Here is a 20,170-nt window from a genome sequence, read left to right on the forward strand (position 1 = left end):
GAGGGACTCGCTTATCGATCCCAGTACGCCTCTTCCAGGCTGTCCTCACGTTCCGGCAGGCCGCGGGTTAAACGCGGCGAGTGCTGGTTCAGCACCTGATAGCTCACGCGGTTGGCATATTTACACACCTGCGCCAGCGAGGAGTAGGTCAGCCATTTGCATTTGTGTTTGCTGGAGTTGGGTACGTTATTGCGATGGTAGTTATTGGCGGTGATGTCATGCAGCAGCGCCGCCAGCGCGCCGTCGCCTGCGCCGTTGGTGTTCATGATCTTCTCCGGGCCGCCCATATACGGCGCGATGTGCGAATAAATACGCAGCGGATTGACGCAGTCCTGGTGACGCATCGCGCGACTGAATTCAAACTGGTTAAATTCCGGGATCGCCCCCGGCAGCAGCGGATGCTGGGTTTTACGCTTCGCCTCTTCTTCGGTGAAGCCCGCCATATATAGCCCCGCCGGTCCGGCGGTGCACAGCACCAGGTCGACCCAGTCCAGCGCTTTGTCCGCCGCCGACAGCGGATCGGCAAAACCGGTCAGCGCTTCCCCTTCCTCTTCATTCATCGCCAGAATCGAGACATGATCCTGCAGGAACTGCTGCCACCACGCCGGGTTATCGGCAATCACGTATTTGGTACCAAGAGTTAACACCACCGGCACATCATGCTTTTTGGCATACTCGATGGCTTTCATCGTCGCGTCCGGCATCGGCTCGCCCGGCTTGCAGCGTACCAGGTAGGAGGTCAGCACCAGCGCCGAGGCGCCAGCGATCACCGCTTCCGGAATGCTTTCCGGGCGCAGCTTGTTCATATGACCCGGGCTAATGGCGAAGGTGCGCTCGCCGCTATCGCTGATCAGGGTGAAGCAGCGGCCAATGGCGCCGTCAACGCCCTGCAGATAGTTCAGATCGGTACGGCTGGAGGTATTGCACAGGTAGCGATAGGCATAGCCGCCGATTTCGATATTACTGCACATGACGCCAAGCAGCACCGAGCGATCGTCCGCCAGCACCGAGTAGTTGTGCATGGTATTGCCGATCGTGCCGCCGGCAAACTGATGAGTAATAAGATTATTGCGCACCAGCTCCTGGTACAGCGCCTCGGCGACATCATCTTCAATCACCAGAGAGTGGCCCGCGCTCAGGCCGTAGCGCACGATAAACGCCTCATCCACTTTCGCTTCGATATCCACCAGCGTCTGGTCAATACCCACCACCCAGGAGACGCTGGATTCATTCTCCGGCTGAATTTGCTGCAGCAGCGGGTCGCGGGCGTTAACGGGAAAATAGTGTTTGGACTTGCGTTTACCGGGAAATTTCATAGTGGCGCTTAAATAACAGGGAACAAGCGGGAAATAGTAGCATATTCCCCGCCCTGCGCGCGATCAGCGATAAGGCGCCGTCAGGTTGACCATCATCTCAATATGCGCGGCGTCCGCGTTAAGCGCCGGAATGTATTCATATTGCTTGCCACCCGCTTCGAGGAAGATTTCCCGGTTCTGGACGGCGATCTCTTCCAGCGTTTCGAGACAGTCGGCGGCAAAGCCCGGGCACAGCACCTGAATATGCTTCGTCCCTTTCTCGCCGAGCATCTTCAGCGTCTCATCGGTGTACGGCGTCAGCCAGGGTTCCCGCCCAAAGCGCGACTGGAAGGTCATCATCACCCGCTCCGGTGGCAGCCCCAGCGCGGAGACCAGTTCCCGCGTGGTATCACGACAGCGCTGAGGATAATCATCTCCCTGGTTGGCATAGCGCTGCGGGATCCCATGATAGGAAAGCAGCAGCAGATCCGGTTCCCCATGAACGGCAAACGAGGCGCGCACGCTGGCCGCCAGAGCATGGATATAGTCCGGGTGCCCGGCGTAATCGCGAATAAACGAGATACCGGGAATGGCGCGTTTTTTCGCGAGGATCCGCGCCAGCTCATCCCAGACGGCAGCCACCGTCGAGCAGGAATATTGCGGATACAGCGGCAGCACCACGATGTGCCCCACCCCTTGCGCCAGTAAATCATCCACCGCGCTGGCCAGCGACGGCGTTCCATAGCTCATGCCCAGCGCCACCGGGGTATCCGGCAGTCTGGCAGCCAGCGCCTGCTGCTGGCGACGGCTGTATACCATCAGCGGCGACCCCTCTTCCATCCAGACGGACTGATAGAGTTTAGCCACGCGGGGAGAGCGAATCGGCAGTATGACGCCGCGCAGCAGCGGCCACCATAGCAGACGAGACGTATCCACCACCCGTTTGTCGCTGAGGAATTGTCGCAGATAACGCTTCACCGCACCGGGGGTGGGCGCATCGGGAGTGCCTAAATTGGCCAGCAAGATACCTGTTTTCGTCTGATGCATTACCGCCTCTTAACCATTTGAATCGCAGCCAATTGTAGCTGAAATGGCGCTAAACGGAACCAATCATAGCAAAAGGTAGGAATGAGAGGAGTTCTCATCCTGCCGCAGCAGGATGAGAAAAGGCTTTATCAGCCGAGGATTTTTTCCAGTTCGGCGCGCACGTCAGCCACCGCTTTGGTGCCGTCGACTTTGGCGTATTTGGTGTTGCCCGCCTGCGCTTCTTTGGTGTAGTAGCCGATCAGCGGCGCCGTCATCTGATGATATTCCACCAGACGCTTACGCACGGTCTCTTCCTGGTCGTCTTTACGGGTGGTCAGCTCTTCGCCGGTCACGTCGTCTTTGCCTTCCACCTTCGGCGGATTGAATTTGATGTGGTATACGCGACCGGATGCCGCGTGAACGCGACGGCCAACGATACGGTCGACAATCAGTTCGTCCGGCACGTCGAATTCCAGCACGTAATCAACGGTAATGCCCGCTTCTTTCATGGCGTCAGCCTGCGGAATAGTGCGCGGGAAACCGTCCAGCAGGAAGCCGTTACGGCAATCTTCCTGGGCGATACGCTCTTTAACCAGCGCGATAACCAGCTCATCGGTCACCAGCTTGCCGGCGTCCATGATGTCTTTCGCCTGCTTACCGAGCTCAGAGCCGGATTTTACCGCAGCGCGCAGCATATCGCCGGTGGAGATTTGCGGAATACCGTATTTCTCCATGATGAACTGAGCCTGAGTTCCTTTACCCGCGCCCGGAGCGCCAAGCAGAATAATACGCATTACGAAAATCCCCTCAAAAGTCGATTCAATTTTTCAAAAACGCTAAACCATACCACCAGAACGGCGATGGCTCAAGGAAGGCGGTGCGGCTGAAACGGTTAATGGTGAGATATTTTATGCAATCCAATGTGAAATGCCCCGTCTGAGCAAATCGCTCAGACGGGGCATTTATCCCGTTCCCGGCGTCGCGTCGCTCGGCCGGGCTACTCGTTCAGGTTCGCGTCAGGAAGCCAGCAGCTGGTTCATACGGCGGATAAACTGGTTCGGATCTTCCAGCGTGCCGCGCTCGGCCAGCAGCGCCTGATCCAGCAGCAGTTCCACCCATTCGCCGAACTGCGCGTCATCCTGGGTATCGGCTGCGCGTTTCACCAGCTGATGCGCCGGGTTCAGTTCGAAGATGTATTTCACTTCCGGCGCCGCCTGGCCCGCAGCCGCGAAAAGCTTCGCCATCTGGGTGCTCATCTCGTCGGCATCGGTGGTGACAATCGCCGGGGTATCGGTCAGACGATGGGTCAGACGCACCTCTTTGACCCGGTCGCCAAGCAGGTTTTTCACACGCTCAACGAACGGCTCCAGCGCTTTTTCGGCTTCTTTGGTGGACTCGTCCACTTCATCCGCCAGCTTGTCCAGCGACTCGTCGGCTTTAGCGACAGACTGGAACGCTTTGCCGTCGAACTCGGTCAGGTAGCTCATCATCCACTCGTCGATGCGATCGGAGAGCAGCAGCACTTCGATCCCTTTCTTACGCAGCAGCTCGAGGTGCGGGCTGCTCTTCGCCGCCGCATAGCTGTCGGCAGTGATATAGTAGATCTTCTCCTGACCTTCTTTCATGCGTGAGACGTACTCTTCCAGCGACACGGTCTGCGCGGAGGAGTCAGTATGGGTGGTCGCGAAGCGCAGCAGTTTGGCGATCGCCTCCTGGTTGCTCGGATCTTCCGCCGGCCCCTCTTTCAGCACCAGGCCGAACTGTTTCCAGAAGGTCTGATATTTTTCGGCGTCGTCTTTCGCCAGCTTATCCAGCATCTGCAGTGCGCGTTTGGTCAGCGCGGTGCGCAGGTTGCGGGTCACGCTGCTGTCCTGCAGAATTTCACGGGAGACGTTCAGCGGCAGATCGTTGGAGTCTATCAGGCCGCGTACGAAGCGCAGGTAGTTCGGCATAAACTGCTCGGCGTCGTCCATGATGAACACACGCTGGACGTACAGCTTCAGGCCGTGTTTATGATCGCGGTTCCACATATCCCACGGCGCCTGCGACGGGATATACAGCAGGCTGGTGTACTCCTGCTTACCTTCCACGCGGTTGTGGCTCCAGGTCAGCGGGTCGCTGTAGTCATGGGCAATGTGCTTGTAGAATTCTTTGTATTCGTCGTCGTTAACTTCAGACTTGCTGCGAGTCCACAGGGCCTGTGCCTTGTTGATTTTTTCCCAACTGATAACGGTTTCGCCGTCTTTCTCTTCCCGTTTCTCAATCTCAACCGGCAGCGCGATATGGTCGGAATACTTGCTGATGATGGAGCGCACGCGCCAGTCGTTGAGGAAATCGTCCTCACCTTCGCGCAGATGCAGGGTGATTTCGGTCCCGCGATCGGCTTTGGTGATGTCAGCCACGGTATATTCCCCTTCGCCGGCGGATTCCCAGAACACGCCGTTCTCAGGTTTATCGCCTGCCGCACGGGTACGGACGGTCACTTTATCCGCCACGATGAAGGCCGAATAGAAGCCGACACCGAACTGGCCAATCAGCTGGCTATCTTTTGCCTGGTCGGAACCCATCGATTCGAGGAACGCTTTGGTGCCGGATTTGGCGATGGTGCCGAGATGGTCGATAACCTCTTCCCGGTTCATACCGATACCGTTATCGGCAATGGTCAGGGTACGGTTGTCTTTATCAAACGAAACCCGCACGCGCAGCTCGCCGTCTCCCTCATACAAATCCGGCTGCGACAGCGCGCGGAAACGCAGCTTATCGGCCGCATCAGAGGCGTTGGAAATCAGCTCACGCAGAAAGATTTCTTTGTTGGAATAGAGGGAATGGATCATCAGGTGCAGAAGCTGTTTTACTTCTGACTGAAAACCACGAGTTTCTTGTCCTTTCATCTGATTCAACCTCAACAATGCCATTTTAAATGGGTAAAAAACCGTTGAGTGGGAGATGGGGACAGCGGGGAAATTTTTCAAGCGGAGGCGGCGATAGCCGCCTCCATTTGTTCAGAAAGTAATCTTGTGGCGACCGGCCAGCGAGTGGGACAGCGTGGTGCCGTCGACCATCTCCAGCTCGCCGCCCACCGGCACGCCGTGGGCGATTCGGCTGGCGTCGACGCCATACTGCGCGCACAGCTCCGCGATATAGTTGGCTGTCGCCTCGCCCTCAACGGTCGGGTTGGTGGCAAGGATCACCTCGGTGATCGACTCCGCCTCCAGCCGTTGCTCCAGGCGATCGAGCCCGATGTCATCAGGCCCGATGCCGTCGAGCGGCGACAGGTGCCCCATCAGCACGAAGTAGCGGCCGGAATACTGCCCGGTCTGCTCAATGGCGTAGATGTCCGCCGGACTCTCCACCACGCAGATCTGGCCGTTTTCCTGGCGACGCGGGTTGCTGCAGATATTGCACACCTCCTGCTCGGTGAAGGTGCGGCAATCGGCACAGTGGCCGATCTCCGACATCGCGCGCGTCAGCGCCTGCGCCAGACGCATCCCGCCGCTGCGATCGCGCTGCAGCAGGGTAAACGCCATGCGCTGCGCCGACTTCGGGCCGACGCCCGGCAGACAGCGCAGTGCTTCCATAAGCTGAGTTAACAGCGGGCTGGTTTGCATCAGAACGGCATCTTGAAGCCTGGCGGCAGCTGCATACCGGCAGAGACGGAAGCCATCTTCTCTTTCTGGGTCTCTTCGATACGGCGCGCAGCGTCGTTGAACGCGGCAGCCACCAGATCTTCCAGCATCTCTTTGTCATCTTCCAGCAGGCTTGGGTCGATCTCCACGCGGCGGCAGTTGTGCGCGCCGTTAATGGTCACTTTCACCAGACCCGCGCCGGATTCGCCGGTCACTTCCAGCTGAGCGATCTCTTCCTGCATCTTCTGCATTTTTTCTTGCATCTGCTGGGCCTGCTTCATCAGGTTACCCAGGCCGCCTTTTCCACCAAACATAGGCTTCTCTCTCAGTCAGTCATCATTAAAGGTACTGACTGCAAGTCAAACTTGCAGTCAAATGGGGCGGATACTCTCTTCATCCAGATCGGCGTCAAAGAAACGACGCAGGGTCTGAATGTTATTATCCGCAATAATCGCTTCGCGCGCCTGCGCGAGCTTCTCTTCATAAATAGCCTGCCGCCACTCCAGCGGCGTGCGCATCGCGGGATTATCGTCTTCCACGATGGTCAATTCAACGGGCGTACCGTACAACACCCCCAGCGCTTCAGCCAGCTTTTGCTGTGCGCCGGCGGAATTGAGGTGGCGCTGGCTGGTGCGCAGATGCAGACAGACGCGATTGCCCTCCTGCTCTTTCCACGCGTTGAGCGCCACCTGCTCGACCAGCTTCGGTACTGCCAACTGGCTCACTTCTGCCGCCCAGCTGTCGCGCTCGACCGCTTCAACGGCAAGCTTGGCCGCCAGCTCAGGCGTTTTTTCATGCTCCAGCGCTTTTTTCAGCGCTTTAGGCGTGGCGACTTCGACTTTGGTCTCTTCAACCACCGTCGTCGCCTTCCAGCGATAAGCCTCTTTCTTCGCCGGGGCCTGCTCCAGCGCCGCCGCGGCCGGACGAGCCTGGACGCGCTCGGTAATCGAACTCAGTCGCTCCAGCGCAGCGTTATTCACCGGCCGCGCGCGGGAAGCGGCTGCCGGTTCACTCTTTTTTGGGGTGGTTGCTCCCTGGCTGCGCTGCAGGTGGCTGCGGGCCGCCAGCACCTGGCTGGTGGTCGGCGGCAAACTCTGCGGCGGCTGTGGCGGCGCTGCGGGGGAAACCGGCTGGCGCGGCGCGGGCGCGGCGGCCTGCGCCGGCTGCACCTCGGGCTCCGGCAGCGGCTTACGCGGATGAAACGCCAGGGCGCGCAGCAGCGTCATTTCGACGCCCATCCGCCGGTCCGGGGCATAGGGTAGCTCTTTGCGGCCAATCAGCAGCGTTTGGTAGTAGAGCTGAACGTCGCCCGGCGGTACGGTGCGCGCCAGTTCGCGCATGCGCACTTCGACCGCGGCCATGTCGGTGCCCAGCGCCGAAGGGGACAGCTGAACCATGGCGATGCGGTGCAGCAGGCTCTGCATCTCCACCAGCAGCGCCTCCCATTCAACGCCGCGCGCGGCGGCGTCATTGACGCCCGCCATGACTCGCTCGCCATCGGCGGCGACCAGGGCTTCAATCAACGACAGTGCCTGATCGTCATCGAGGGTGCCGAGCATGGTGCTCACCGACGCCGCCGTCAGTTGCCCTTCTCCACTGGCAATAGCCTGATCGGTCAGGCTTAAGGCATCGCGCAGGCTGCCGTCGGCGGCGCGCGACAACAGCTGCAGCGCGCGGGGCTCGAAGGCAATCTGCTCTTCGCCAAGAATATGCTCCAGCTGATGGCGGATCTGTTCAACGTCCAGCGCCTTCAGGTGGAACTGCAGGCAGCGGGATAAGATCGTCACCGGCAGCTTCTGCGGATCCGTCGTCGCCAGCAGGAATTTGACGTGCGCCGGCGGCTCCTCCAGCGTCTTTAATAACGCATTGAAGCTGTGGCGCGACAGCATATGAACTTCGTCGATGAGATAGACCTTGAAGCGGCCCCGGGCCGGCGCGTACTGGACGTTATCCAGCAGGTCGCGGGTATCTTCGACTTTGGTGCGTGAGGCGGCGTCAATCTCAATCAGATCGACAAAGCGCCCCTGTTCAATTTCCCGGCAGTTATCGCACACGCCGCAGGGGGTGGCGGTGATGCCGGTTTCACAGTTTAACCCTTTCGCCAGCAGGCGGGCGATGGAGGTCTTACCGACTCCGCGGGTACCGGAAAAGAGATAAGCGTGATGAATGCGCCCTAACGACAAGCCGTTCGCCAGTGCGGTCAGCACATGTTCCTGGCCGACGACGTCAGCAAAGGTTTGTGGGCGCCATTTACGGGCTAAGACCTGATAACTCATGGGCTGGCTCTGAAACGCTGGAAGGTGAAATCACGAAGGGGTCATGCTATCACAGCCCCGCCCGATCGGCGAGGCTATGTGGAGGGATTTGCTTAGTGGCCCGGGAACGGCACCAGACTGAAGCAGTGGATCCCCAGCTTCTCCAGGCGCTGTTCGCCGCCCAGATCGAAGAGATTGATAATGAAAGCGGCATCCTGCACTTCGCCGCCGAGACGGCGGATCAGTTTGACCGTCGCGTCGATGGTTCCGCCGGTCGCCAGCAGATCGTCCACCACCAGCACTTTGTCGCCCGGTTTGATGGCGTCAACGTGGATCTCCAGCTGATCGGTGCCGTATTCCAGCTCATAGCTCTCAGCGATGGTTTCACGCGGCAACTTACGCGGCTTGCGTACCGGAACAAAGCCCACGCCCAGCGCCAGCGCAACCGGTGCGCCGAAAAGGAAGCCACGCGCCTCAGTCCCTACCACTTTGGTAATTCCCGCGTCTTTGTAGCGCTCGGTCAGCAGTTCAATGCTGAGCGCGTAAGCTTTCGGGTCTTCCAGTAAACTGGTGACATCGCGGAAAAGAATGCCCGGTTTTGGATAATCCTCGATACTCTGGATGCTGTTCTTCAGATATTCAAGCTGCTGTGCAGTTGCGGTCATAAGTGTATGCCTGATTGAAACGGTGTTACCCACGGGCGTGCAAAAGGGGCCAAAGAAACATTTGTTTAACCTTTGACCAGGCTTACCCGCGCTCGAAAACGCCAGAATTTACTGGCTGTCAGCAACAATTGCAACAGGCATTATTGCGCATCAGTGCTTTTGTTGCTTTGCGTCAACCACCGGAATGCGCCACATAAAGATCAGCAGACAGGCCAGAATGACCAACAGCATGATGCGCACCCACGTAAGCTTAACCAGCCACAGCGAAATAGCAAAAGTCGCCACGATCATGGCAATGGCGCGCGGTTTGGCGCCGCGAGGCATGGCGCGGTACTGTTGCCAGTGGCGAAGATAGCCGCCGAACCATGAGCGATACAGCAGCCACTGGTGAAAGCGCGGCGATGAGCGGGCAAAGCACCAGGCAGCAAGCAGAATAAACGGCGTCGTCGGCAGCAACGGTAAGAAGACGCCCAGCGTACCCAGCGCTACCGCCAGCCAGCCGATAATGGTTAAAATAACAGGTGGCATAATGCGAATCGTTATCAAACAGATACGGCTACTGTAGCACAGTTGGCTGATGGAGAATGGAGGGGGTTGGTGAAAACAGCTCAACTTTTACAAACGCTGAACAATCAGCTCAGCGAGCTGGCCGCGCAGGTGGCGCCGCTGGCGGAGCACGCGACCCTCAGCCCGCGCTTTGACCGCCAGCTCTTCCACACCCGCAGCACGCTGATGCAGGCCTATCTGGCGGAAGCCCAACACAACTTTCACCAACTCCGCCAGGCCGTCGAGCGCCAGCAGTTGCCGCAGGTAGCCTGGATCGCCGAGCGTCTGGCGGCGCAAATCGCTGCGCTGCGTCGCGAAACCGCCACCTGGTCGCTGCGCAGTTGGGACCATGCCTCGCCAACGCTGAGCCGCTGGCAGCGCCGTCGCCTACAGCATCAGGAGTATGAGCGCCGCCTGCTGGCGATGCGCGACCAACGCCAGCGCCAGCAGACGCAGGCTACCAGCCTCGACGAGCAGCAGCGGCTGGCCAGGGAAGTCGAGGTCTACAGTGGACGGCTGGCGCGCTGCCGACAGGCGCTGGATAAGATTGAAAACGTACTGGCGCGGCTGACGCGCTAACAGGAGAGTCCGATGTCGCTGGAAAATGCCCCCGATGAGGTCAAACTGGCCGTCGATTTAATCATGTTGCTGGAATCACATCAGATCCCGGCGCAAACCGTGCTGGACGCGCTGGAAATTGTCAGGCGGGATTATGCAAACAAGTTAAAAAACGCGGAAAGCGCCTCGCAAACGCCGCAGAAGTAAGATGTTGCCCACGGCGGAGTGCTGGCAGAGTGGTCCTCTGCGCATGACGCCGATGGAGGCAATATTGATGGAAAAGGTCAGTCAAACCCCGCACGATGCGGTTTTTCGCCAGATGCTGATGCATCAGGCGGTGGCGAAGGATTTCCTGCAGCTGTATCTGCCCGCGCCGTTTCTGGCAATCTGCGAGCTGGATTCGCTGCAGCTGGTCTCCGGTAGCTTTGTTGAAGAGGACCTGCGCGCCAGCTATTCCGATATCCTTTACTCACTGCGCACCCGCCACGGACCGGGCTATGTTTACGCGCTGATTGAGCACCAGAGTACCCCGGACAAGCTGATGGCGTTTCGCCTGCTGCGCTACGCGCTGGCCGCCATGCAGCGTCATCTGGACGCTGGCCACGACACGCTGCCGCTGGTGGTGCCGATTCTGTTTTATCACGGCAAGGTCAGCCCCTGGCCCTGGCCCCGCAACTGGCAACAGCTATTCGCCGAACCGGCGCTGGCGAAGGCGCTCTATAGCGGTGATTTTCCGCTGGTGGACCTCACCGTTATGCCAGATAATCAGATAGTCCGTCATCGGCGGATGGCCATGCTGGAGCTGTTGCAAAAGCATATCCGCCATCGCGATCTGGCCGAGCTGCAGGTGCCGCTGATCGCGCTGATGACGCAAGGCTATCTGACAGAAGCGCAGTTGAATACGCTGCTGCGCTATATGTTGCAGGCGGGTACAACGGAACATCCGGGGGCGCTGATCCGCGCGCTGGCGGCGCAGTCGCCCAGGCATAAGGAGCTGATGATGACCATTGCCGAATGGCTGGAAGAGAAAGGCCGTAAACAGGGGCAGCAGGAGGGCGAGCAGGAAGGTCGAGAAGCCGCCACTCGCAGCATCGCCGCCAGAATGCTGGCGCGCGGCCTCGAACGACAAATCGTGAGAGAACTCACCGGGCTTAGCGACGAGGAGCTCGCCGCGCTGGCGCCCTGATGCAACAGGGGCGGCGTTGCGCCGCCCCTCTTCAGTTAAGACGCGACGGAGGGAGCTAAATCGTCGCCCTTTCCATCCCGCTTCACTTCCGTGACTTCATCACCCTTTTCATTTCGCAGATGGACTTCCAGCTGGTTAAAGGCAATGTTGATGTCATTCTCCCGGCACAGACGGTCGATGGCGCGGTTGAGCTCATCCACCGTGTAGCTGCGATCGCGCAGTTCACGGACATACAGACGTAGTTCATGATCCAGCGTACTGGGGCCGAATGTAGTGAAGAAGACCGCCGGCGCTGGCTCCTGCATCACTTTCGGATGATCGTGCGCCACCTTCAGCAGCACCTCCTTCACCTTATCCAGGTCGGAACCATAGGCGACGCCGAGGCGGATCACCACGCGGGTCACGGTGTCGGAGAGCGACCAGTTGATCAAGCGCTCGGTAACGAACGCCTTGTTCGGGATGATCACCTCTTTGCGATCGAAGTCGGTAATGGTGGTGGCGCGAATACGGATTTTGCTTACCGTACCGGAGAAGGTGCCGATAGTCACCGTATCCCCGATGCGCACCGGACGTTCGAACAGAATAATCAGGCCGGAGACAAAGTTACCGAAGATCTCCTGCAGACCAAAACCCAAACCAACCGACAGCGCGGCCGCCAGCCATTGCAGTTTGTCCCAGGAGACGCCCAGCGACCCGAATACCGTCATCGCCCCAATGGCGATAATCGCATAGTTAAGAATGGTGGTGATGGCGTAGGAAGTCCCCTGACGCATATTGAGCCGCGACAGGACCAGCACCTCCAGCAGCCCCGGCAGGTTGCGGATTAGCGCCCAGGCAACCATCGACGCCACAATGGCAAACAGCAGGCTGCCCATCGTCACGCTGCGCACCACGCTGGCCCCCGCCTCGGTGCCGTTGTAATGCCAGAGGGTGATGCTGTCGAGATAGGCGAAAACGGTGATCAAATCCGACCAAATCGCCCAGAACATGACCGCGAACAGCGCGATCATCACCAGCATGGTGATGCGCAACGTCTGCTGGTTAACCTGCTCGAGGGCGATAGTCGGCTCCTCCTGCGGCTCGGCGCCTTCCGCGCCCTCCTTCACCAGATGCTGACGGCGCGCCAGCGCCCGGCGCCAGGCGATACGCCGCGCCGCCACGCTCAGGCCACGCAGCACGGTCTGGTACAGCAGGTTCCAGATCATTACCAGATAAACCGTCTCGATCCAGCGTCCCGCCAGGCGCAGCGTGGTGTAGAAGTAGCCGGTCGCCGTCAGCACCATCAGGGCCACCGGAACGATAGACAGCACCGTGATCGTCAGCAGGCGCAGGCTGTGCGACTCTTTATCGCGCCAGCTTTCCCGGCACATCGGCCAGACCAGCACCGCGATCAGCAGTAAGTTGAAGAAAATCACCAACTGCCCCAGCACATCGTCCATCAGGTTCAGCGGCGACAGCTCGGAAATCACCGACCAGAAATTCAGCGGCAGCAGCGCCAGGCTGACGCGGACAATCTGCCGCCGCCAGTGGCTGGTCAACTGCGCCGGCATATTAAAGTGGCTGACCGCCACGCCGTTCTTTTCCAGCACTTTCCAGCACAGGCCAAACACCAGCCAGAACATCGCCAGTTTTTTACTGTACGCCCACAGCAGTCCGCTGATATTTAACTGCATGGTGAGTAAGATCAGGCCAATCGCCAGAATCACCAGCACCACCGGTAAGGCGCGGATCAGGTCGATAAAGATCGCCTTCGGCGTATGCAGTTGGGTATCATTGCGTAGTTGGCCTACCTGAGAAGCCAGCTTCGCCTGATAATCCTTGAGCCACTGCAAACGCCAGCGGATCAGGCCGGCAATTAGCAGCAGCGGTAATCCGGCGAGGAAAGCGATAAATACCGCCGGCCACGCTTTTTCCCAGTTCACGGTGATTTTCATCGCCTTAAACTGACCTTTCAGCGCTTCCGGGAAGGCCTTAATCCACTCCCAGTCCATCGGTTTATTGCTGTTCACCCAGAAAATTTGCTGGGTCAGGATTTCTTTCAGGCTGCTGGAGACGCTCATCAGCTGCTGCTGGTTGATCTGCAGGTTGATGGCCATCATCAGCTGGTTCCCCAGCTGTTTATTGAACTGGTCAAGCAGCTCGCGACGCATGTCGATCACTTCCAGCAGCGCGGCGTGCACTTCATCGGTTACTTCAGCGCTGTGCCCCTCTTCCAGCTTAGCGACATAGGCATCGCTCTGGAACAGGGCGTCGCGCTGCTGGTTAACTTCAAACTGTTCAAGCCGCAGGTCGGCTATGCGATTAGTCATATCCTGCAGCTCATCCGCCGACGGCAGCGTCTGCTGCTGCTGATAAAGAATGCGCGACAGCAGCAGGCTGCCCTTGAGCACGGAAATTTGCTCTTTAATATCCCGCTCAGACTGCAGGGCGCGGTCGAGCCAGTTCTTTACCTGGATATTGCGCTGCACCAGCTGGTTGCCATTCTCCGTCGCCTGGATCAGCTTCTCGCTCAACTGGTGGTTAACATCCAGCTCCTGCTTGACCAGCGGGTTGGCCTGAATACGCGTGGTTTCATCCGGCGTGACCGCCTCCTGGGCGGTTTTCTCAGTCAGCGTCAGTCGCTTGCTGTTCACCGCCTCCTGCAGCAGCTGCAGCTGATGCTCCAGCCGGTTGCTCCAGGCGGTTACATAGTCACGCTGCTTCTGCAGGGTATCCTGCAGGATAGTGTTGCCTTCGAGGCTCTTACGCTGCTGCTCGATCTGCGCGTTGAGCAACGCCTGCTGGGCCTGCAGCAACACCTGCTGGGTCGGACGCAGAGTCTCATCGCCCACCGAGGTGCCATTCAGACGATTACGGATCTGCTGCAGCTGCTGGGAGGCGTTGTACATCGCATTTTGCACCCGTTCCGGCTGCGTTTGCAGGGAAACCAGCTGGCTGTTGTAGGTTGCCAGATCGTTTTGCGCATTCTGCAGATCGTCCAGCGTTTGGGTGACGCGTGATTCCAGCTGACGCAGGGAGAGCGTGCTCAGCGTCTTGCGCGTCGCGTCGTCGTTCGGGACATCGCTCAGGTTGTTAAGGTTATCCACCGCCTGGCGCAGCTTCGCCGGGGCTTGCTCGACCTGCTGGCGGAGCTGCGTCGTCTCGCTCTTGATGCGATCGATTTTATCCAGCGTTTCCAGGGTCTGGGTCAAATCCTGCTGGACCAGTTTATCCTGCGGAGTCAGTTCCTTTTGCTTGTTTAATGTGTTGAGCTGACTCTGCACCTCCGCCCGGTCAGGGAGGTCTGCGGCGCGGCCCTGAACTGGACTGAAAAGGCCAATTAAACAGAGCAGCATAATGGTAAAGATGAACGTGGCGCGTTGCCTGGAGATCGTGTGCAGCATAGTTAATATGAATGAATGCAAATGCCGGAGAATACCGGGGGTCGTCGCAAGCGCGCAGAATAGCACTTCTCATCGCTGGCGAATAGCGGCGGACCGCGCTAAAAATTCACGCTCATCCGCACGCTTCGTTAAGCTGGCAGGCTCTCCGGGCCGCGAAGCGTGGGGCAGAATTGATACATCTCCAGCAGGATGGCGACGTAGTCACGCGCTTCCGCATGCAGGTCGAACGAGTCGGGAGCAAACAGCCAGTTCTCCATCAGGCCTGAAAGGTAGCTGCGCATTAAAATCGCCGCTCGCCGGGTGAGTAAATTGGCAGGCAACAGCTTCGCCGCGATACACTCTTTTAAGGTTTGCTCGATACGCTCGTAGCTCGCCAGGGAGAGCTGCCGCTGGGCCTGCTGCACTACGGTCATTTCTCCGACGAATTCGCACTTATGGAAGATAATCTCCATCATCAACCGACGACGCTCTTCTGTCACTGTCGCTTCAAGAACATAGACTAATATCTCCCTGATAACTGAGAGTGGATCGTTGGGGAATTTTGCCCGATACTCAATTTCGAGATCGCTAATACTGGCGTCTGACAGCTCCCAAATTTCGTTGAATAAATCTGATTTATTCTTGAAATGCCAGTAGATAGCCCCCCTCGTTACACCCGCAGCTTTTGCAATTGTTGCCAACGAGGTAGATGATACGCCTTGCTGCGAAAACAGACGCAGAGCAACATCCAGAATCAGTTGCCGGGTTTCACGTGCCTGTTGTTTGGTTTTTCGTGCCATAGGTTAATGACTTTACAGAGGTTACGTTTACATACATTTGTGAATGTATGTACCATAGCACGACCATAATAGAAAGACTGTAGTGGGTTTGTGGTTGTTTGAGCCACTGAACATTTTGAAATTGGACACTCGAGGTTTACATATGAACAAAAACAGAGGGTTAACGCCTCTGGCGGTCGTTCTGATGCTCTCAGGCAGCTTAGCGCTAACAGGATGTGACGATAAACCGGCTCAACAAGGAGCCCAGCACATGCCGGAAGTCGGTATTGTGACGCTCAAATCCGCACCTCTACAAATAACCACCGAACTGCCAGGCCGCACCAGCGCCTATCGCATTGCGGAAGTTCGTCCTCAGGTCAGTGGCATTATTTTAAAACGTAACTTCGTGGAAGGTAGCGATATCCAGGCCGGCGTTTCCCTGTATCAGATCGATCCAGCCACCTATCAGGCCAGCTATGACAGCGCCAAAGGCGACCTGGCAAAAGCCCAGGCGGCGGCAAACATGGATCAACTGACGGTCAAGCGTTATCAGAAACTGTTAGGCACTAAATATATCAGTCAACAAGACTACGATACCGCCGTCGCGACGGCGCAGCAGAGCAATGCGGCCGTGGTCGCGGCGAAAGCAGCCGTTGAAACCGCGCGCATCAATCTGGCCTACACCAAAGTCACCTCGCCGATTAGCGGTCGCATTGGTAAATCCGCAGTGACCGAAGGGGCGCTGGTGCAAAATGGTCAAACAACCGCCCTGGCAACCGTTCAGCAGTTGGATCCGATCTATGTCGACGTCACCCAGTCGAGCAATGATTTCCTGCGCCTGAAACAGGAGCTGGCCGATGGCCGTCTGAAACAGGAAAACGGGAAAGCGAAAGTGGAGCTGGTGACTAACGACGGTCTTAAGTATCCGCAGGCTGGCACGCTGGAATTCTCGGATGTCACCGTCGATCAGACCACCGGCTCTATCACGCTGCGCGCTATTTTCCCTAACCCGGATCACACCCTGCTACCGGGGATGTTTGTCCGTGCCCGTCTGGAAGAAGGGGTTAACCCTGACGCCCTGCTGGTGCCGCAACAGGGTGTCACCCGTACGCCGCGCGGCGATGCCAGCGTCATGGTAGTGGGTGAAGGCGATAAGGTCGAAGTCCGACAGGTCACTGCTTCTCAAGCGATTGGCGATAAATGGCTGGTCACTGACGGTCTGAAATCCGGCGATCGCGTTATCGTCACTGGCCTGCAAAAAATCAAACCAGGCGTGCAGGTAAAAGCGCAGGAAGTAGCTTCTGATGATAAACAGCAAGCCGCAGGCAACGCGCCATCAGAACAAACCAAGTCTTAACTTAAACAGGAGCCGTTAAGACATGCCTAATTTCTTTATCGATCGCCCCATATTTGCATGGGTGATCGCCATCATCATCATGCTGGCTGGGGGATTATCGATCCTCAAATTGCCGGTGGCGCAATATCCGACGATTGCGCCGCCAGCAATTTCCATTACCGCCATGTACCCCGGTGCTGACGCCGAAACCGTGCAAAACACCGTGACTCAGGTTATCGAACAGAATATGAACGGTATCGATCACCTGATGTACATGTCCTCGAATGGCGACTCCACCGGTACGGCGACCATCACCCTGACCTTCGAATCCGGTACCGATCCGGACATCGCCCAGGTTCAGGTTCAGAACAAGCTGGCCCTGGCCACCCCTCTGCTGCCGCAAGAAGTACAGCAGCAAGGGATCAGCGTTGAGAAAGCGTCCAGCAGCTTCCTGATGGTTGTCGGCGTTATTAACACCAACGGCACCATGAACCAGGACGATATTTCGGACTACGTGGCGGCCAACATGAAGGACCCGATCAGCCGTACCAGCGGCGTCGGCGACGTTCAGCTTTTCGGTTCCCAGTACGCGATGCGTATCTGGATGGATCCGAATAAACTGAATAACTTCCAGCTCACGCCGGTGGACGTGATCAGCGCTCTGAAAGCGCAGAACGCCCAGGTAGCCGCTGGTCAGTTAGGCGGTACGCCGCCGGTGAAAGGCCAGCAGCTCAACGCGTCCATCGTCGCACAGACGCGTCTGACCAATACGGAAGAGTTTGGCAACATCCTGCTGAAGGTGAACCAGGATGGTTCCCAGGTTCGTCTGCGTGATGTCGCCAAAATTGAGCTGGGTGGCGAAAGCTATGACGTGGTGGCGAAGTATAACGGCCAGCCAGCGTCCGGTCTGGGTATTAAACTGGCTACCGGCGCGAACGCGCTGGATACCGCCAACGCGATCCGCGCTGAACTGGCGAAGATGGAGCCGTTTTTCCCGTCGGGGATGAAAATCGTTTACCCGTATGACACCACCCCGTTCGTGAAAATCTCTATTCACGAAGTGGTTAAAACGCTGGTGGAAGCGATCATCCTGGTCTTCCTGGTGATGTATCTGTTCCTGCAGAACTTCCGCGCCACGCTGATCCCGACCATCGCGGTGCCGGTGGTCCTGTTAGGGACCTTCGCTGTGCTGGCGGCGTTTGGCTTCTCGATAAACACCCTGACGATGTTCGGGATGGTGCTCGCCATCGGCCTGCTGGTGGATGACGCCATCGTGGTGGTCGAGAACGTCGAGCGCGTCATGGCCGAAGAAGGCCTGCCGCCGAAAGAAGCGACGCGTAAATCGATGGGGCAGATTCAGGGCGCGCTGGTAGGTATCGCCATGGTGCTGTCGGCGGTATTTATCCCGATGGCATTCTTCGGCGGTTCAACCGGCGCCATCTATCGCCAGTTCTCCATCACCATTGTTTCCGCAATGGCGCTATCGGTACTGGTCGCGCTGATCCTGACGCCGGCGCTGTGCGCCACGATGCTGAAGCCGATTCAGAAAGGCAGCCACGGCGCGACCACCGGTTTCTTCGGCTGGTTTAACCGCATGTTCGATAAGAGCACGCACCATTACACCGACAGCGTAGGCAACATTCTGCGCAGCACCGGTCGCTATCTGGTGCTGTATCTGATCATCGTGGTGGGCATGGCGTGGCTGTTCGTTCGTCTGCCGAGCTCGTTCCTGCCGGACGAAGACCAGGGGGTATTCCTGAGTATGGCCCAGCTGCCTGCCGGCGCCACCCAGGAGCGCACGCAGAAAGTGCTGGATGAGATGACGAATTACTATCTCACCAAAGAGAAGGACAACGTGGAATCCGTGTTTGCGGTTAACGGCTTCGGCTTCGCCGGCCGCGGCCAGAACACCGGTATCGCGTTCGTCTCGCTGAAAGACTGGAGCCAACGTCCGGGCGAAGAAAACAAAGTTGAAGCGATCACCGGTCGGGCGATGGGCTACTTCTCGCAGATTAAAGACGCGATGGTCTTCGCCTTTAACCTGCCGGCTATCGTTGAACTGGGTACCGCGACCGGCTTTGACTTCCAGCTGATTGATCAGGGCGGCCTGGGACACGAAAAACTGACCCAGGCACGTAATCAGCTGTTTGGCATGGTGGCGCAGCATCCTGACGTGCTGACCGGCGTGCGTCCTAACGGTCTGGAAGATACACCGCAGTTCAAAGTCGATATCGATCAGGAAAAAGCCCAGGCGCTGGGCGTCTCCATCAGCGACATTAACACCACGCTGGGCGCTGCCTGGGGCGGAAGCTATGTCAACGACTTTATCGACCGCGGCCGCGTGAAGAAAGTGTACATCATGTCCGAAGCGAAATACCGTATGCTGCCGGAAGACATCGGCAAGTGGTATGTTCGCGGCAGTGATGGCCAGATGGTGCCATTCTCCGCCTTCTCCACCTCGCGTTGGGAATACGGTTCGCCGCGTCTGGAACGCTACAACGGTCTGCCATCGATGGAAATTCTTGGCCAGGCAGCGCCAGGCAAGAGTACCGGTGAGGCGATGAGCCTGATGGAAGAGCTGGCGGGTAAACTGCCGTCGGGTATCGGCTACGACTGGACCGGGATGTCTTATCAGGAGCGGCTGTCCGGTAACCAGGCCCCTGCCCTGTATGCCATCTCGCTGATTGTCGTCTTCCTGTGTCTGGCAGCGCTGTATGAGAGCTGGTCGATTCCGTTCTCGGTCATGCTGGTCGTACCGTTAGGTGTGGTCGGCGCGCTGTTAGCCGCCACCCTCCGCGGTTTAACCAATGACGTTTACTTCCAGGTTGGCCTGTTGACCACCATCGGCCTGTCGGCGAAAAACGCGATACTGATCGTTGAATTCGCCAAAGACCTGATGGAGAAAGAGGGCAAAGGGCTGATTGAGGCGACGCTTGAAGCGGTGCGTATGCGTCTGCGTCCGATCCTGATGACCTCCCTGGCGTTTATCCTTGGGGTTATGCCGCTGGTTATCAGCTCCGGTGCTGGCTCCGGTGCGCAGAACGCCGTCGGTACAGGCGTAATGGGCGGGATGGTGACCGCGACGATCCTGGCTATCTTCTTCGTGCCGGTGTTCTTTGTGGTGGTTCGTCGCCGCTTTAGTAAGAAAACGGAAGATATTGAGCACAGCCATCAGGTTGAGCATCATTAATCTGCACTACTGAACAAAGGGCCGCCACCGCGGCCCTTTTTTTGTTCATTACCGACAGGGCACATATTGCCATTGTTTATTTTTCGCGCTGCATTTAATATCTATTGATGTGTTGCAGACTATATCTATCGCGCTGTTTAGCCCTTAGGATCTTCTTACGCTCATTTACCAGGAATAATCCTAATATCATCATTCACGGCCGGCGGTTTCTGAACGCGACGACTGCCTGTCTTAAACCAATGATTGATAAGACATCTCTATTTTTCAGGCTGCGCGCCCGGGCCGCAGAAATTAATTCGTCTATTTTTAAGATAATTTCTCTCTGATAATTGTAATTTTTCGTAAT

General features: G+C 57.7%; 16 protein-coding genes and 1 other annotated feature. Of the genes, 5 read left to right on the top strand and 11 right to left on the bottom strand.

Annotated elements, in window-relative coordinates:
* Positions 1 to 11: 11 nt before the first annotated feature.
* From ABLV64_RS00720 to ABLV64_RS00760, 9 genes are all read right to left on the bottom strand, one after another.
* Entirely contained in the window at positions 12 to 1,316 is a 1,305-nt protein-coding gene (locus ABLV64_RS00720) for an inosine/guanosine kinase (protein WP_032455647.1), read from the bottom strand.
* 63 nt (positions 1,317 to 1,379) lie between these two features.
* Complete coding sequence (gene hemH, locus ABLV64_RS00725) at positions 1,380 to 2,342, bottom strand: ferrochelatase (RefSeq protein WP_017898889.1); 963 nt, start codon at positions 2,340 to 2,342, stop codon at positions 1,380 to 1,382.
* Between the two features lie 128 nt (positions 2,343 to 2,470).
* A complete protein-coding gene (gene adk / locus ABLV64_RS00730; RefSeq protein WP_002892184.1) occupies positions 2,471 to 3,115 on the bottom strand; it encodes an adenylate kinase in 645 nt (214 codons plus the stop codon).
* A 222-nt stretch (positions 3,116 to 3,337) separates the two neighbouring features.
* Positions 3,338 to 5,212 (bottom strand): molecular chaperone HtpG, encoded by a 1,875-nt coding sequence (gene htpG / locus ABLV64_RS00735; protein WP_004177228.1) that lies wholly within the window; start codon positions 5,210 to 5,212, stop codon positions 3,338 to 3,340.
* 111 nt (positions 5,213 to 5,323) lie between these two features.
* Positions 5,324 to 5,929: a recombination mediator RecR gene (gene recR, locus ABLV64_RS00740; protein ID WP_002892177.1), complete on the bottom strand. Its 606-nt coding sequence runs from the start codon at positions 5,927 to 5,929 to the stop codon at positions 5,324 to 5,326.
* Entirely contained in the window at positions 5,929 to 6,261 is a 333-nt protein-coding gene (locus ABLV64_RS00745; RefSeq protein WP_002892173.1) for a YbaB/EbfC family nucleoid-associated protein, read from the bottom strand. The genes recR and ABLV64_RS00745 overlap by 1 nt, the downstream gene beginning before the upstream one ends.
* A 57-nt stretch (positions 6,262 to 6,318) precedes the next feature.
* Positions 6,319 to 8,223: a DNA polymerase III subunit gamma/tau gene (gene dnaX, locus ABLV64_RS00750; protein WP_348843124.1), complete on the bottom strand. Its 1,905-nt coding sequence runs from the start codon at positions 8,221 to 8,223 to the stop codon at positions 6,319 to 6,321.
* Positions 6,922 to 6,986 (bottom strand) — a sequence feature (DnaX frameshifting element). Its footprint overlaps the gene before it by 65 nt.
* A gap of 92 nt (positions 8,224 to 8,315) precedes the next feature.
* Positions 8,316 to 8,867 carry an adenine phosphoribosyltransferase gene (gene apt, locus ABLV64_RS00755; protein WP_004204738.1) on the bottom strand — a complete coding sequence of 184 codons (552 nt, stop codon included), beginning with the start codon at positions 8,865 to 8,867 and terminating at the stop codon, positions 8,316 to 8,318.
* 150 nt (positions 8,868 to 9,017) lie between these two features.
* Positions 9,018 to 9,395 carry a DUF454 family protein gene (locus tag ABLV64_RS00760; protein WP_004204740.1) on the bottom strand — a complete coding sequence of 126 codons (378 nt, stop codon included), beginning with the start codon at positions 9,393 to 9,395 and terminating at the stop codon, positions 9,018 to 9,020.
* Between the two features lie 69 nt (positions 9,396 to 9,464).
* Between ABLV64_RS00760 and priC the strand changes: the two genes are divergently transcribed.
* The 3 genes from priC (at position 9,465) to ABLV64_RS00775 (ending at position 11,157) form a co-directional block, all read left to right on the top strand.
* A complete protein-coding gene (gene priC, locus ABLV64_RS00765; protein ID WP_049093331.1) occupies positions 9,465 to 9,992 on the top strand; it encodes a primosomal replication protein N'' in 528 nt (175 codons plus the stop codon).
* A 12-nt stretch (positions 9,993 to 10,004) separates the two neighbouring features.
* The gene (gene rsmS, locus ABLV64_RS00770; RefSeq protein ID WP_004204742.1) at positions 10,005 to 10,178 is read left to right on the top strand and encodes a pleiotropic regulatory protein RsmS; all 174 of its coding nucleotides are present in this window, start codon (positions 10,005 to 10,007) and stop codon (positions 10,176 to 10,178) included.
* 67 nt (positions 10,179 to 10,245) lie between these two features.
* Positions 10,246 to 11,157, top strand: a complete 912-nt coding sequence (locus ABLV64_RS00775) for an Rpn family recombination-promoting nuclease/putative transposase (RefSeq protein WP_004204743.1) — start codon at positions 10,246 to 10,248, stop codon at positions 11,155 to 11,157.
* Positions 11,158 to 11,192: 35 nt separating this feature from the next.
* On the opposite strand, the gene mscK is transcribed toward ABLV64_RS00775, so the two are convergent.
* Positions 11,193 to 14,540, bottom strand: a complete 3,348-nt coding sequence (gene mscK / locus ABLV64_RS00780; protein WP_064150579.1) for a mechanosensitive channel MscK — start codon at positions 14,538 to 14,540, stop codon at positions 11,193 to 11,195.
* Between the two features lie 128 nt (positions 14,541 to 14,668).
* Positions 14,669 to 15,319 carry a multidrug efflux transporter transcriptional repressor AcrR gene (gene acrR / locus ABLV64_RS00785; protein ID WP_004204746.1) on the bottom strand — a complete coding sequence of 217 codons (651 nt, stop codon included), beginning with the start codon at positions 15,317 to 15,319 and terminating at the stop codon, positions 14,669 to 14,671.
* A gap of 142 nt (positions 15,320 to 15,461) precedes the next feature.
* On the opposite strand from acrR, the gene acrA reads away from it, so the two are divergent.
* Entirely contained in the window at positions 15,462 to 16,655 is a 1,194-nt protein-coding gene (gene acrA / locus ABLV64_RS00790; RefSeq protein ID WP_004204747.1) for a multidrug efflux RND transporter periplasmic adaptor subunit AcrA, read from the top strand.
* 22 nt (positions 16,656 to 16,677) lie between these two features.
* Positions 16,678 to 19,824 (top strand): multidrug efflux RND transporter permease subunit AcrB, encoded by a 3,147-nt coding sequence (gene acrB, locus ABLV64_RS00795; RefSeq protein WP_004204748.1) that lies wholly within the window; start codon positions 16,678 to 16,680, stop codon positions 19,822 to 19,824.
* Positions 19,825 to 20,170 lie beyond the last annotated feature (346 nt).

Origin of the sequence: Klebsiella sp. JB_Kp031 (genome assembly GCF_040064295.1) — a bacterium.
In the GTDB taxonomy this organism is placed as follows: Bacteria; Pseudomonadota; Gammaproteobacteria; order Enterobacterales; family Enterobacteriaceae; genus Klebsiella; species Klebsiella quasipneumoniae.